The sequence below is a fragment of the Gemmatimonadales bacterium genome (assembly GCA_030697825.1).
Taxonomy (GTDB): Bacteria; Gemmatimonadota; Gemmatimonadetes; order Gemmatimonadales; family JACORV01; genus JACORV01.
Genome location: JAUYOW010000049.1, coordinates 95,515 through 108,801, shown reverse-complemented (window position 1 = coordinate 108,801; position 13,287 = coordinate 95,515). Strand labels below are relative to the sequence as shown.

The window sequence follows — 13,287 nt, the reverse complement described above, 5'->3', positions numbered from 1 at the left end:
GGTACATGAGCTGGGTTCAGAACGTCGTGAGACAGTTCGGTCTGTATCCGTCGTGGGCGTAGGAGCATTGAGGGGCGCCGACCTTAGTACGAGAGGACCGGGTCGGACCGACCGCTCGTGTACCGGCTGTCACGCCAGTGGGGCACGGGGGCACGGAGGCACGGGGGGCACGGAGGCACGGGGCACAGAAAGGGCACAATGTGCGTTGAAACGGGTTACCTGCAGCACACCGGAAGCAGCACATTGGGCGCATGGACCAGCACCGGAAGCTCCTGGCATGGCAGCAGTGTCGCGAACTGACGCGCGAGGTTTATCGCGCAACCCAACACTTTCCTTCGGACGAGCGTTTCGGACTGACCTCTCAGCTCCGACGGGCCGCAGTATCGAGTGCCGCGAATATCGCAGAGGGTTACGCCCGATACGGTCGACGCGAGCTGGCCCACGCCCTGAGCATCGCGCTCGGCTCCTTGGCCGAGGTTGACACGCTCCTCGCCATCGCCGGGGATCTCGGCTATCTGAATGCCGAGCAAGCAGAAGCTCTGAATGCGCTTCGGCAGCGTGCCAGCAGAATGACGTTTGGGCTTCAACGGAGAGTGCGAAAGTTGTAGACGAAAAAGGGGCACAGAGGCACGGAGGCACAGAGGCACGCAATAGGCGTTTCCCGTGCCCCCGTGCCTCCGTGCCCCCGTCCCCGCTATCTTGCCCGACATGACCCGCTGCGGCTTCGTCGCCCTCGCCGGCGCCCCCAACGTCGGAAAGTCCACCCTGCTCAACGCCCTGGTCGGCGAACCGCTGGCCATCATCTCCCCCAAGCCGCAGACCACGCGCGAGCCGGTCCGCGGCATCCTCTGCGACCAGACAACCCAGATCATCTTCGTAGATCCCGCCGGCCTCCTCGATCCGGCCTACCCACTCCAGAAGGGCATGCTCCGCGCCGCGCTCGACGCGATCGCCGACGCGGACCTCGTGCTGCACCTGCACCCGCTCACCGAGTTCCCCGCACCGGCCTTCGACCAATTGGTCAGAGGGTCGAGGGTCGATGGTTCGAAGGTGATTACAGTGTACACCAAGGCCGACCTCGTTCCGCCGTCCCGCCGTCCCGCCGTCCCGCCCGATGCGCTCGTCACATCCGCTCCGGCCCGCGACGGGATCGAAGCACTCCTCGCCACAGTCCGGGCGCGGCTTCCTGAGGGCCCGTTCCTGTATGACTCCGAGGACGTCGGCACCCAGCCGCTGCGCTTCTTCGCCGCCGAGTTCATCCGCGAGGCCGCCTTCGCCGAGCTGGAGCAGGAGCTGCCCTACGCCCTGGCGGTCGAGATAGAAGAGTTCCGCGAAGCGGAAACGCCGGTGTATATTCGGGCCACCCTGGCCGTCGAGCGCGAAAGCCAGAAGCCGATCGTCCTCGGCAAGGGCGGTCGCACCATCAAGGCCATCGGCACCGCGGCGCGGATCCGGATCGCGGCGTTCATCGACCGGAAGGTCCATCTGGACCTCTGGGTCACGGTCTGGCCTAAGTGGCGCAAGAACCCGTCGACGCTGGCGCGCCTTGGTCTCCCACTTCCGTCGGAGTCTCATCCATGACCTTGCCGAAGGACCTGCTCGAGATCCTCGTCTGTCCCAAGTGCAAGGGCGATCTCGAGTACCGCACGTCGCCCCAGGAAGAGCTGGTCTGCAATGCCTGCCGCCTCCGCTACGCGGTGGACGACGGCATTCCTATCATGCTCATCGATGAGGCCAAGCCGCTGTAGGCTCAGCCTCACCGCGCTGCTCCTCACCGCCGTCCCAGCCGCCGCGCAGAGGGCGCCTACGGCGGCGGGCGGCGCGTTCTTGCTCCTGCCCGTGGGAGCGCGGGCCACCGCCCTGGGTCAGGCCACCGCGGCCGACGGCGGCACCAGCGAGGCGCTGTTCTGGAACCCGGCCGGCCTCGCCGCCCTAGCCCGCTCCGAGTTCGCGATCCACCACACCACCCAGTTCTTCGGCGCCACCGACGCAATCGTCATCGCCGTTCCCTCGTCCAGCTTCGGGACCTTCGCACTCGCCGCATACGTCGTCGACTACGGCGACGACCAGGTCACGCTCCCCGGTGGGAGCGACCCGGTCGGCACGGTGACCTCCCGCAACGTTGAGCTGCTCGCCGGCTACGCCACCGACGTCGTCGGCGGACTCGCCGCCGGCATCGCATACAAGCTGATCCAGTTCAGGGTGGACTGCTCGGGAGACTGCGCGAACGTGCCCACCGCCACCGGGACGACGCACGCCGTGGACGTGGGCCTGCGCTACGTCTTTCCCGCCTTCCCCCTGGTGATCGGCGCGGCGGTGCGCAACGTGGGCTTCAAGCTCCAGGTGAACAACCAGGCGCAGGCCGACCCGCTCCCCGCCCGCCTCCAGGTGGGGGTGAGCTACGGATTGCGACGGCCGCCTACCGGCGTCGAGGGGCTCGATGTCCGCGTCCTCGCCGACCTGCAGGGCACGGTGGGGCAGGGCACCCTCTCTCCAGTGACGTTGGTCGGCGTCGAATGGGGCGTGCGTGACGTGGTGCGCATCCGGGGCGGGTACGCTTTCCTCGACTCCGAGGCCAGGGGCCCGAGCATCGGGATCGGTGTCACTTTCGGCAGCGTGGCGTTCGACATCGCGAAGGTCTTCTTCGCCAACGACGATCTCGGCGAGAAGGAGCCGATACACCTTTCGTTGCGGGCGATGTTCTAGCGTGACGGAAGACGGACGGACGGACGGACGGTGGGCGCGGTGTCGCAACCGCGCGTCGCAGGCGCTCGGTCTGCTGCTCGTCGCCGGTCCCGCGCTTTCGCAGCAGATCGCGCCGCCGGCGGTAGAGCCGCGGCCGGCGCTATCCGGAGACTCGGTGGCTGGCGCGCTCCTGGGCCCGGACGACGCCGCGCTCCCGCTGTACCGGCGCCCGTGGATTCGGCCCCTGGCGTCATTGGTGTTGCCGGGCTCGGGACAACTGCTCGGTGGGCAGGAACGCGGTCTGGCGTACCTGGCCACGGAGGTCTGGCTGGTCGCGCGCGCCCTGTCTCTCGCCCAGCAGGGCCGGCGCGAGCGCTCGGCCTTCCAGGAGCTAGCGTACGCCGTCGCCCGGCGGCCGTTCTCGAGCGTCCGCCAGGACGGGCCGTTCGAGTACTACGAGTCGATGGGTCACTTCGTGGCGAGCGGCGACTACGATTCGGACCCCGGAGCTGGGTTCGTTCCCGAGCCGGACACGACGACATTCAACGGCTCGGTCTGGCTCCTGGCGCGCCGCACCTTTCTCGAGGACCCGGATTCGCTGCCGGACCCGGCCTCGCCAGCCTATAGCGCGGCGATAGCGTTCTATGCGAGCCGGGCGGTGTCGGGCGCGTTCCGCTGGAGCTGGAGGGACGCGAGGCTAGAGCAGGACGTTTTCGGCGCGCAGATCGTCGCGAGCGACGAAGCGTTTCGCTCGGCGACCAACTACCTGGGGGTGGTGGTGCTCAACCACATCGGGAGCGCGGTGGACGCGCTCATCACGCAGCGGCTGCGTCGAGGCGGCGCGCCGGGCGCCGTGCCGCGCCTAGGTATCGACTCGAACGTTGGGAGGGTGACGCTGTCATGGCACGCCGGATTCTAGGACTGGGTCCGGTGACGTGGGTGCTGCTCGCCGCCGTACCGGCGGCCGTCGCGCTCTCCTTCGGCGGGGCGCCGCCCGCGCTGGTATTCGCGGCTTGCGCTCTGGGCATCGTGCCCCTGGCGGGGCTGATGGGTGAGGCGACGGAGGCGCTGGCGCATCGTACCGGGCCGGCGGTCGGCGGCCTCCTCAACGCGACGTTCGGCAACGCGGCGGAGCTCATCATCACTGTCTTCGCGCTCCGCGCCGGACTCATCGCGCTCGTCAAGGCCTCCCTGATCGGCTCGATCCTCGGCAACCTGCTCGTCATCCTCGGCCTGTCGATCGTGGCGGCTTCGTGGCGGGTGCCGGAGATCCGATTCAGCGCGACCGCGGCGGCGGCCTCGCTCGGGATGATGGTGCTCGCGGTAGCGGCGTTCGCGGCTCCGGCGCTCTACGCGATCGCGCACCCCGCGCCGGAGCCCGACGTGATCCTCCACATCTCGGACGGGGTGGCGATCTTCCTCGTCGCGACGTACCTGCTGAGCCTGCTCTTCACGCTGCGCACGCACCGAACGCTCCTCACGCCCGACGCGGGCGGAGGCGAGCACCATTGGGGACCGGGCCAGGCCGTCGTCATCCTGGCGGCGGCGACCGCTTTCGTGGCCTGGCTCAGCGAGATCCTGGTCGGTGTCACGGAGCAGGCGAGCCACTCGATCGGTCTCTCCGAGGTGTTCCTGGGTCTCGTCGTCATCCCGATCATCGGCAACGCCGCCGAGCACGCTACGGCGGTGGTCGTCGCTCGGAAGGGCCAGATGGAGCTGGCGTTCCAGATCGCGACCGGTTCATCCACGCAGGTGGCGCTGTTCGTAGCGCCGCTCCTGGTGGGCGCCGGTCACCTGATGGGCCGCCGGATGGACTTCGCCTTCACCAGTTTCGAGGTGGCAGCGCTCGGCCTGACCAGCATCGCCGTTGCGTTCGTCGCGCTCGACGGGAAGTCGAATTGGTTCGAGGGGGTGCAGCTCCTGGGGCTGTACGGCGTGCTCGCGGTGGTCGCCTTTTTCATTTGACACCTCCTGCGAAGCGGGCTAAGTTGCTATCTTCTCGCACTTTGCGAGAGGAGTTCGGTGCGAACCAGGCCCACGGTAATCTTCTTTTCGTCCGCCGGTCGCCCGATGCCGCCACTGGTGGCGGGCTGGCTAACGGGGAAGGGATTCCCCTCGCTGGCGGTCGGCGACGCGGCCCAGATCGAGGCCATGACGCTACGCGCGCTCCCTGCCATGGTGCTGGTGGACGGGAACGGGGACGTGGCGCCGGGCCTCGGGCTCTGTCGCCGCCTCAAGGCCGACGCCTACACGGCGATCGTCCCCGTCGCGTTCCTGGAGGACGCGCACGTGGAGCCGCGGGTGCACGAGGCCTTCCGCGCGGGCGCGGACGAAGTCCTCACGCCGCTCTTCGATCCGGAGGAACAGCGCGCGCGGCTGGACGTCCTGCTCACGCGCACCGAGCGCAACGTGAGCGTGCATCCGTCCACGCGCCTCCCCGGCACCAACGAGATCGAGCGCGACATCAAGCGGCGCATGGACAGCGGCCGGGAGTTCGCGGTGTGCTACGCGGACCTGGACCACTTCAAGGAGTACAACGATCGGTACTCGTACAACGACGGGGACCGCGTCATCCTGCTGCTGTCGCGCATCCTTCACGACGTCGTGAAGGGGCTGTGCGGGCAGGAGGGATTCGTGGGACACATCGGCGGCGACGACTTCATCGTCATATTGTCCCTCGAGATGACCGACCCATGCTGCAGCGAGATAATCACGGTGTTCGACCTGCTGATCCCGCTGCAGTACTCGGAGCAGGACCGACGGGCGGGGTACTTCTTCGGGAAGGACCGTCGCGGCCAGCTGCACAAGGTCCCGTATATGACGCTGTCCATCGGGATCGTCACGAACGAGCGCCGGCGTTTCACGCACCCGGCGCAGGTGAGCGGGCTGGCGACCGAAATGAAGAGTTATGCTAAGACGCTTCCGGGTTCGGTGTTTGTCGTCGATCGGCGCCAGGACCCCGAGCTTGGCAAGGAAAGCTGATCGATGAACGCGACCTGTCCTGCGTGTCAGACCGTCTTCCGCGTCGATCCGGCCAAGGTGCCGGCGGGCGGGGTGCGCGCCCGCTGTTCGGTGTGCCGAACGGTCTTTCCGGTGAACGCGAACGGGGCTTCGGCGGTCGCCATGGCCGCGGCCCCAGCCGCTTCGGCCGCCCTGCCGGTATCGCCGGCTCCGCCTCCCGTAGTGGCCGCTCCGCCCGCGCCGCCTCCGCCCTCGATGGCTCCGGTGGCCGCGCCGCCGCTCCGGCCTTCGAGTCCCCAGTCGCCACTGGTCGCACCGGCGCCTCCGTTCATGGCCCCGCCGGCCGCACCGCGACCGGTCATGGCCCCGCCGGTCGCACCGCGACCGGTCATGGCCCCTCTGGTCGCGGTGGCGCCGGCCCAGCCGCCGACGATTCGCGACCTGCCGGCCGTGAGCGTCCCGCGCGCGGCGGTAGCGCCGCCTCCGATAGCGGCGCCGGCTGCGCCTCCGGCACCGGCACCCGCTCCTCCTGCGCCGCGCCCGGTGGGACCGCCGTCTGCGCCCGCGGTGCCCGCGTCCGCGCCCGCAGCCCCGGTGCCGCCGCTCTCCACCATGCCGGGCGGCCCCAGCAGGGTCATCAACCCGTTCCTGGTGCAGGATCCGCAGGTCAAGGCTCGGCGTCTGGCACGCGCGCTGATCTCGGACATGATCTCCTATCATCCCGCGAAGCGCGCTCAGGGCCTGAAGGACGGGACCCTGAAGGACATCTTCGCCGAGGAGATCAAGAAGAGCTACGAGGAGTACGCGATGCAGGTCGGCGCGGAGGTCGCCAAGTCCACGCCGCATTTCACCGACGCGCTGAACGAGATCCTGGCCGGAGGGCAGAGGACCTTTTGATCCGCATCGTCGGGCCGGCGCTGGCGTCCTACCTCGTAGGATCGCTCCCCATCGCCCGCCTCCTGCCACCCGCGCGCGAGGCGGGCGTTTCTCCGCCTTGGGTCCGCGCGGCACTCATTGTCGCCGACGTGCTCAAGGGCGCGGTAGCGATGAGCTTGATCGGGTCGAGCGCCAATCCGTACGCACAGTCGATGGTCGCCACTGCTGTCGTCGCCGGGCACCAGTGGCCGTTCTGGCCCTCGGCGCGGGACGAGCTGGGCCTGGCGGTGGCCGCGGGCGCGCTCACCGTCGTGACTCCGATCGCCGTGCCGGTGTGGGCCGTGCTGTGGGGGATAGGCTACGTCACGTCGGGCTTTGTCGCGGCGGGTAGTGCGGCCGCGACCTTGCTGTTCCCCGTGGTCATCGGGCTCCTCGCGGGATGGCCATTCGCCCTCGGCTCGCTCCCGGTCTGCGCGCTCCTGCTCGAGCGGCTGCGGGCGCCGCTCCGACGGATCCTGGCCGGCGAGGAGCCGAAGCACTACTGGCGCTGAGCGGCGTAACTTCTTATCTTGCCGAATCTTGGACCTTTGACGAGCTGGCCATGATCGCCACCGAAGTCCGTGACGCCTTGAAGAACCTGGATCGCCGCCTCGCCGAACTCCGAGGCTATCTTTGACGTCGATTCAAAGGTAGCCCGCCTCACGGCCCTGGATGCCGCCATGGCCGTCCCTGGTTTCTGGGACAAGCCCGACGCCGCCCAAAAGACCGTAGAAGAAGGGAAGTCGCTGAGGCGCTGGACGCAGCCCTATGCGGAGTTGCGGCGTCGCGTCGATCATGCCGCCGAGCTGTCGGACCTCCTGGAGCACGAGTCGGACCCGGAGATCGAGCAGGAGTTGGAGAAAGAAGTGGCCGACCTGGATGCCGCGGTAGAGCGGCTCTCCCTCCAGACGATGCTCCAGGGCCCCGAGGACGCGCTCGACGCGTTGCTCACGATCCATCCCGGCGCCGGAGGCACCGAGTCGCAGGACTGGGCCGAGATGCTGATGCGCATGTATCGCCGCTGGGCCGAACGCCGTGGCTACATGGTCGGCGTGCTGGACCTGGTGCCGGGCGAGGAGGCGGGGATCAAGTCGGTCACCCTGGAGATCAAGGGCCAGTACGCCTGCGGTTTCCTCAAGGCGGAGAAGGGCGTGCACCGTCTGGTGCGCATCTCGCCCTTCGATTCGCAGGCACGCCGGCACACTTCGTTCGCATCGGTCTTCGTCTATCCGCTGGTGGACGACACGATCGAGATCGACCTCCGCGAGGAGGACATCAGGATGGACGTCTTCCGCGCCTCCGGCGCCGGCGGGCAGCACGTCAACAAGACTTCCTCGGCGGTCCGGCTGACGCACCACCCCTCTGGCATCGTCGTCTCGTGCCAGCAGGAGCGGTCGCAGCACAAAAACAAGGCCGTGGCGATGAAGGTGCTGAAGGCGGCGCTCTACCAGCGCGCGCTCGACGAGCGCGAGAAGAAGCGGCAGGCGCTGGAGGCGACGAAGACGGACAACTCGTGGGGGAACCAGATCCGCTCGTACGTCTTCCAGCCGTACACGATGGTCAACGACCACCGGACGGAGCTGAAGGTGGGCGACGTGCAGCGGGTGATGGACGGAGACCTGGACCCGTTCATCGAGGCGTTCCTCCAGAAGTTCGGCGGGGGGAGACGATGAGCGGCGACGCGGCGGGCCGTCCGCCGGTGGAGCTGGCGCGGCGCGACAAGCTCGAGGCGCTGAAGAGCCGCGGCGTGGCGCCGTTCGCTTACCGTTACGTGCGCTCGCACACCGCGGCCCACGCACTCGCCGCCTTCACCGACGGCGCAGCGGGGCCGGAGGTCGCGGTAGCCGGCCGGGTGGTCGCGCTGCGGTCGCACGGGAAGTCCACCTTCGCGCACCTCGCCGACGCTTCGGGCCGGCTCCAACTCTACTTCAAGCAGGATCAGCTGGGCGGTGGCGCGTACGAGCAGGTCGGGTTGCTGGACCTCGGCGATCACCTGGGCGTGTCGGGCCCTCTGTTCCGCACCCGCACCGGCGAAGTGACGGTCAGGGTGGACCGTTTCGAGCTGCTGGCGAAGGCGCTCAGGCCGCTGCCGCTGGGCAAGAGCGCGGAGCAGGAGGACGGGTCGGTCGAGCACTACTCCGAGCTGGCGGATCCCGAGGTGCGCTACCGGCAGCGCTACGCCGACCTCGCCGTGCACCCGGAGCGGCGCGCCGTGTTCGAGCGGCGCGCGGCGATCACCCGCGCGGTGCGGCAGTTCCTGGACGACCGCGGATTCCTCGAGGTGGAAACGCCCATCCTGCAACCGCTTTACGGTGGCGCTTCGGCTCGGCCGTTCGTCACGAAGTACCACGCGCTGGACTCGGACTTCTATCTCCGGATCGCCGACGAGCTGTACCTCAAGCGGCTCATCGTGGGCGGCATCGAGCGGGTCTACGAGATCGGGCGCGACTTCCGGAACGAGGGGATGGACCGGCTGCACAACCCCGAGTTCACGATGCTCGAGTGTTACCAGGCGTATGCCGACTACACCGACATCATGGACCTGACCGAGCAGATGGTGCGGGCGGTGGTACGCGGGGTCACCGGCGGCTCGACGCTGCACGCACGCGGCCACGCCATCGACCTCTCCGGGGACTGGCGCCGGGTCGGGTTCGTCGAGCTGCTGAAGGAGAACAGCGGCGTGGACCTGCGGCGCGCGGACGATGCCGAGCTCGCCGCGGCCTTGAGGGAGCGCGGGCTCGAGCCGGACGTGCGGCTGGGCCGCCCCCGGCTGATAGACCAACTCTTCGGGCTAACCGTGGAACCGCACCTGGACCAGCCGACCTTCGTTCTGGATTACCCGATCGAGGTCTCGCCGCTGGCCAAGCCCAAGCGCGGTGACGCTGCGCTCGCCGAGCGCTTCGAGCTGTTCGTGGGCGGTTACGAGCTGGCCAACGCCTTCTCGGAACTGAACGATCCCGACGACCAGCGCGCCCGGCTCGAGGCGCAGGGTGCGCGGCGCGCCGCCGGCGACGAGGAGGCGCAGCAGGTGGATGAGGACTACCTGCGCGCCCTCGAGTACGGGATGCCGCCCACCGGCGGCCTGGGTCTTGGCATCGACCGGTTCACGATGCTGGTGACGGGAGAGCGCAGCATCCGTGACGTGATCCTCTTCCCGGCGCTGCGCCCCGAATGAAGCGGGTCGAGTGGTGGATCGCCTCGCGCTACCTGCGCAGCCGGCGGGCGTCTCGTTTCGTCTCGCTCATCACCTTCATCGCGACCGCGGGCGTGGCCCTGGGCGTGATGGCGCTGATAGTGGTGACGGGGATCATGAGCGGCCTTCAGAAGGACCTGCGCGAGAAGATCCTGGTCGCCAATCCGCACCTGCGGGTGCTTACCTACGGCGAAGGGCTGCGGCTCGACGACTGGAGGTGGGTCCTCGATTCGGTGCGCACCACGCCCGGCGTGGTGGCGGCGGCCCCATTCGTGCTCTCGCAGGGGCTTATGTCCTCGGGCCACGACTATGCCGAAGGCGTGGCCGTGATCGGGGTCGAGACCGACACCGGAGGGGCAGCGGTGACGGGGCTGGCGCGCAGCTTCACCGCGGGAGACCTTCGCTTCGCCACCCACGCGGCGGACGTGGACGGTGGCGTGGTGCTGGGGCGGCGCCTGGCGGACCGATTCAGCGCTTACCCCGGCACGGTAGTGACCTTGGTATCCCCGGCCGGGTCGTCGTTCAACTCGGCCCTGGGCGCGTTCGTGCCGCGATACTTCCGTTTCGAGGTGACGGGGCTGTTCGACACCGGGATGTACGAGTACGACAACACCTATGTGGTGATGCCGCGCGCGGTCGCCCAGCGGTTCGCCGGGCTCGATTCGGCGGTGAGCGGCGTCGAGGTGCGGGTCGCGGACGCCTGGCGGTCGGACCGGACTGCCCGCGCCATCGAGGACCGGCTCGGCTTCCCGTACCGCGCCCTGGACTGGAAGGCGCAGAACTCCCAGCTCTTCTCGGCGCTCCAGCTGGAGAAGCTGGCGATGAGCGTGATCCTGCTGCTCATCGTGCTGGTGGCGGCGTTCAACATCGTGAGCACGCTCACGATGGCGGTGAGCGATCGCACCAAGGAGATCGGGATCCTGCGCGCCATGGGCATGACCGCGGCGCAGGTCCGGCGGATCTTCGTCGCGCAGGGAGTGGTGGTCGGTGTGGTCGGCACGGCCATCGGACTGGGCGGTGGCCTGCTGCTCGGAGCGGTGCTGGACCGCTGGCGTCTGATCCGGCTCGACGCTTCGGTCTATTTCATTGACCACCTGCCGGTGGAGTTGGCAGTGACGGACGTCGCCGCGATCGTGGCGGCCAGTCTGGTCATCGCCATGGTGGCCACGCTGTACCCGTCGGCGCAGGCCGCGCGGCTCGAACCGGTGGACGCGATAAGGCACGAATGACGCCGCTGCTGGAGGTCCGGGGGCTCCGGAAGCGTTTTCCGTCGGGTGACGCGGGCTGGCTCGACGTACTGAGGGACCTGGACCTCACCCTCGGTCGCGGCGAGGTCGTGGCGGTCGTGGGAGCGAGCGGATCGGGGAAGAGCACCTTGCTCCACCTCATCGGCGCGCTCGACCGCGCGACCGGCGGTACCGTCGCCCTGGACGGCGTGGGGTACGAGACGCTGGACACGCTCGCGCTCGCCGAGCTCCGGAACCGGCGGATCGGGTTCGTGTTTCAGTTCCATCATCTGCTGAGGGAGTTCAGCGCGCTGGAGAACGTGATGATGCCGTTGCGCATCGGTGGGTGGGGTGACGGGGAGGCGCGTTCGCGCGCGGAGCAGCTCCTGGCTGAGGTCGGGCTGGCTGGCCGGATGACACATCGGCCGGCGGCGCTCTCGGGCGGGGAGCAGCAGCGCTGCGCGGTGGCGCGGGCCCTGGTGCGGGACCCCGGCCTCCTGCTGGCGGATGAGCCGACCGGTAACCTCGATCACAGCAATAGCGCGATGGTCGCCGATCTGTTCTTCAGGCTGGCTCGCGAGCTCGAGACCGCGGTCATCATCGTGACCCACAACCGGCAGCTGGCGCTGCGCGCGGACCGGATGCTCGTACTGGACGACGGGCGGCTCTCGCCGGTCCGTGAAGTGGAGGCGCTGCCGTGATGCTGTGCGAGAACTGCAAGGAACGGGAGGCGGTCATCCACCTCACCCAGATCGTCAACAACTCCGTGACGACGATGCACCTCTGCGAGGGGTGCGCCGCCGAGAAGGGCGTGGAGACGGAGGCCGCGGTGGCCAAGTTCCCGCTCGGTGACTTCCTCGCCTCGCTCGGCAAGCCCGCGACGCCGGAACAGGGCGAGCCGGCCGCCGGAGTCCCGTGCCGGTACTGCGGCGCCACTCTGGCGGACTTCCGGCAGACCGGGCGGTTGGGGTGCGCGCGTTGCTACGAGAGCTTCGAGCCGCACCTGCGCGACCTGCTGCGGCGACTGCACGGCAGCACCAGACACGTGGGCGAGGCGTACCGCGCGCCGGGCGCGGCCCCGGCCGCCGCGCCGGCCGAGAGCGAGCTGCTAGGTCTCCGCGACCAGCTGCGGCGCGCGGTCGATTCCGAGAACTTCGAGCTGGCGGCGCAGCTCCGGGACCAGATCCGGGTGAAGGAGTGATCGACCTCACCCTCATCCCCGACGGAGGCCTCGGCTGGCTGGATGCCAGCGGTCCGCTCGCGCACGTGGTGCTGTCCACGCGCATCCGGCTGGCCCGCAACCTCGCCCGAGTGCCGTTCACCGTGCGCGCGGGCGACGGGGAGCGTCGGCGGGTGCTGGACGAACTGGACTCCGCCTGGCAGGAGAGCCCGATAGGAAAGGGCGGCGCGCGGTTCCTCCTCGACCAGCTCGAGCCCAACGACCGCCAGCTCCTGCACGAGCGGCACCTCATCAGCAAGGAGCTCGCCGGCGCCGTGGAGGGCCGCTCGGGCGGCGCGAGCGGCGCGGCGGTGTACCTGGCCGGCTCGGTCGGCGTGATGGTGAACGAGGAGGACCACCTCCGGCTCCAGTCCATGCAGTCGGGGTTCGCGCTGACCCAGGCCTACGCGGCGCTGGAGCGGCTCGACGCCGATCTCGGCGCGCGGCTTCCCTTCGCCTTCCACCATGAGTTTGGCTATCTTACGGCGTGCCCGACGAACGCCGGCACGGGGCTCCGGGCGTCGGTCCTGATCCACCTCCCCGGGCTCGTGCTCACCAAGGAGATCTCCAAGGTCCTGCAAGGGCTGACGCAGGTGGGGCTGACGTTCCGCGGGCTGTACGGCGAGGGGAGCGAAGTGGTCGGCAACTTCTTCCAGTTGTCGAACCAGACCACCCTCGGGAAGTCCGAGGAGGAGTTGCTCGATCACCTCGGCAAGATCGTCCGGCAGGTCGTCGCGTACGAGGAGCAGGCGCGGCAGGTGCTCCTCCGCGACGCGCCGACGATCATCGAGGACAAGGTTTGGCGGGCGTACGGGCTGCTGCGCTACGCGCGCAGCCTCTCGTTCGACGAAGCGATGAACCTGTTGTCGGGTGTGCGGTTGGGGGTCGGGCTGAAACTGATCCCGGGGCTGAGTGTATACACGTTGAACAAGCTGCTGATCTACACGCAGCCCGCCCACCTTGCCGCCCTCGAGGTAGGCGCGGCGAACGATCCCGAACTGCGCGCGGCGCGCGCGGGGTATGTACGCAGGCTGCTGGATGACGAGGCGGCCGCACCGGCCTGAGCGCCGGTCCTGCAGAACGAGACG

General features: G+C 69.0%; 15 protein-coding genes and 1 rRNA gene. 15 read left to right on the top strand and 1 reads right to left on the bottom strand.

Features of this window, described 5'->3' with window-relative positions:
- The 7 genes from Q8Q85_02530 to Q8Q85_02500 form a co-directional block, all read left to right on the top strand.
- A 23S ribosomal RNA gene (locus Q8Q85_02530) occupies positions 1-245 on the top strand; the annotation flags it as partial.
- A gap of 463 nt (positions 246-708) precedes the next feature.
- Positions 709-1,581: a GTPase Era gene (gene era / locus Q8Q85_02525; protein ID MDP3773120.1), complete on the top strand. Its 873-nt coding sequence runs from the start codon at positions 709-711 to the stop codon at positions 1,579-1,581.
- Positions 1,578-1,748 (top strand): Trm112 family protein, encoded by a 171-nt coding sequence (locus Q8Q85_02520; protein ID MDP3773119.1) that lies wholly within the window; start codon positions 1,578-1,580, stop codon positions 1,746-1,748. Before era ends, Q8Q85_02520 begins: the two co-directional genes overlap by 4 nt.
- Positions 1,729-2,706: a PorV/PorQ family protein gene (locus Q8Q85_02515; protein ID MDP3773118.1), complete on the top strand. Its 978-nt coding sequence runs from the start codon at positions 1,729-1,731 to the stop codon at positions 2,704-2,706. Before Q8Q85_02520 ends, Q8Q85_02515 begins: the two co-directional genes overlap by 20 nt.
- A 1-nt stretch (position 2,707) precedes the next feature.
- Positions 2,708-3,604, top strand: a complete 897-nt coding sequence (locus Q8Q85_02510; GenBank protein ID MDP3773117.1) for a hypothetical protein — start codon at positions 2,708-2,710, stop codon at positions 3,602-3,604.
- On the top strand, positions 3,586-4,650 hold the full coding sequence (gene cax, locus Q8Q85_02505) for a calcium/proton exchanger (protein ID MDP3773116.1): 1,065 nt from the start codon (positions 3,586-3,588) through the stop codon (positions 4,648-4,650). Before Q8Q85_02510 ends, cax begins: the two co-directional genes overlap by 19 nt.
- Positions 4,651-4,755: 105 nt before the next feature.
- Positions 4,756-5,667, top strand: coding sequence for a diguanylate cyclase (locus Q8Q85_02500; GenBank protein MDP3773115.1), 912 nt, complete (start codon positions 4,756-4,758; stop codon positions 5,665-5,667).
- Between the two features lie 26 nt (positions 5,668-5,693).
- Here the strand turns inward: Q8Q85_02500 and Q8Q85_02495 are convergent, their stop codons facing one another.
- On the bottom strand, positions 5,694-6,038 hold the full coding sequence (locus Q8Q85_02495; GenBank protein ID MDP3773114.1) for a hypothetical protein: 345 nt from the start codon (positions 6,036-6,038) through the stop codon (positions 5,694-5,696).
- 175 nt (positions 6,039-6,213) lie between these two features.
- On the opposite strand from Q8Q85_02495, the gene Q8Q85_02490 reads away from it, so the two are divergent.
- The 8 genes from Q8Q85_02490 to Q8Q85_02455 all read left to right on the top strand — a co-directional run bounded on the left by Q8Q85_02490 (position 6,214) and on the right by Q8Q85_02455 (position 13,263).
- Positions 6,214-6,543, top strand: coding sequence for a hypothetical protein (locus Q8Q85_02490; GenBank protein MDP3773113.1), 330 nt, complete (start codon positions 6,214-6,216; stop codon positions 6,541-6,543).
- The gene (locus tag Q8Q85_02485) at positions 6,540-7,073 is read left to right on the top strand and encodes a glycerol-3-phosphate acyltransferase (protein MDP3773112.1); all 534 of its coding nucleotides are present in this window, start codon (positions 6,540-6,542) and stop codon (positions 7,071-7,073) included. Before Q8Q85_02490 ends, Q8Q85_02485 begins: the two co-directional genes overlap by 4 nt.
- Before the next feature lie 117 nt (positions 7,074-7,190).
- Complete coding sequence (prfB, locus tag Q8Q85_02480; protein MDP3773111.1) at positions 7,191-8,234, top strand: peptide chain release factor 2; 1,044 nt, start codon at positions 7,191-7,193, stop codon at positions 8,232-8,234.
- Positions 8,231-9,736: a lysine--tRNA ligase gene (lysS, locus tag Q8Q85_02475; protein MDP3773110.1), complete on the top strand. Its 1,506-nt coding sequence runs from the start codon at positions 8,231-8,233 to the stop codon at positions 9,734-9,736. Before prfB ends, lysS begins: the two co-directional genes overlap by 4 nt.
- Positions 9,733-10,983 (top strand): ABC transporter permease, encoded by a 1,251-nt coding sequence (locus Q8Q85_02470; protein MDP3773109.1) that lies wholly within the window; start codon positions 9,733-9,735, stop codon positions 10,981-10,983. The genes lysS and Q8Q85_02470 overlap by 4 nt, the downstream gene beginning before the upstream one ends.
- On the top strand, positions 10,980-11,681 hold the full coding sequence (locus Q8Q85_02465) for an ABC transporter ATP-binding protein (protein MDP3773108.1): 702 nt from the start codon (positions 10,980-10,982) through the stop codon (positions 11,679-11,681). The genes Q8Q85_02470 and Q8Q85_02465 overlap by 4 nt, the downstream gene beginning before the upstream one ends.
- Positions 11,681-12,181 (top strand): UvrB/UvrC motif-containing protein, encoded by a 501-nt coding sequence (locus Q8Q85_02460; GenBank protein ID MDP3773107.1) that lies wholly within the window; start codon positions 11,681-11,683, stop codon positions 12,179-12,181. Before Q8Q85_02465 ends, Q8Q85_02460 begins: the two co-directional genes overlap by 1 nt.
- Positions 12,178-13,263, top strand: a complete 1,086-nt coding sequence (locus Q8Q85_02455) for a protein arginine kinase (GenBank protein ID MDP3773106.1) — start codon at positions 12,178-12,180, stop codon at positions 13,261-13,263. The genes Q8Q85_02460 and Q8Q85_02455 overlap by 4 nt, the downstream gene beginning before the upstream one ends.
- Positions 13,264-13,287: the final 24 nt, after the last annotated feature.

Bases quoted from the DNA above. Each gene is read 5' to 3' on its own strand.
- era (MDP3773120.1), top strand. From the start codon at position 709: ATGACCCGCTGCGGCTTCGTCGCCCTCGCCGGCGCCCCCAACGTCGGA.
- Q8Q85_02520 (MDP3773119.1), top strand. From the start codon at position 1,578: ATGACCTTGCCGAAGGACCTGCTCGAGATCCTCGTCTGTCCCAAGTGC.
- Q8Q85_02515 (MDP3773118.1), top strand. From the start codon at position 1,729: ATGAGGCCAAGCCGCTGTAGGCTCAGCCTCACCGCGCTGCTCCTCACC.
- cax (MDP3773116.1), top strand. From the start codon at position 3,586: ATGGCACGCCGGATTCTAGGACTGGGTCCGGTGACGTGGGTGCTGCTC.
- Q8Q85_02500 (MDP3773115.1), top strand. From the start codon at position 4,756: ATGCCGCCACTGGTGGCGGGCTGGCTAACGGGGAAGGGATTCCCCTCG.
- Q8Q85_02495 (MDP3773114.1), bottom strand. From the start codon at position 6,038: ATGACCGGTCGCGGTGCGACCGGCGGGGCCATGACCGGTCGCGGTGCG.
- lysS (MDP3773110.1), top strand. From the start codon at position 8,231: ATGAGCGGCGACGCGGCGGGCCGTCCGCCGGTGGAGCTGGCGCGGCGC.
- Q8Q85_02470 (MDP3773109.1), top strand. From the start codon at position 9,733: ATGAAGCGGGTCGAGTGGTGGATCGCCTCGCGCTACCTGCGCAGCCGG.
- Q8Q85_02465 (MDP3773108.1), top strand. From the start codon at position 10,980: ATGACGCCGCTGCTGGAGGTCCGGGGGCTCCGGAAGCGTTTTCCGTCG.
- Q8Q85_02460 (MDP3773107.1), top strand. From the start codon at position 11,681: ATGCTGTGCGAGAACTGCAAGGAACGGGAGGCGGTCATCCACCTCACC.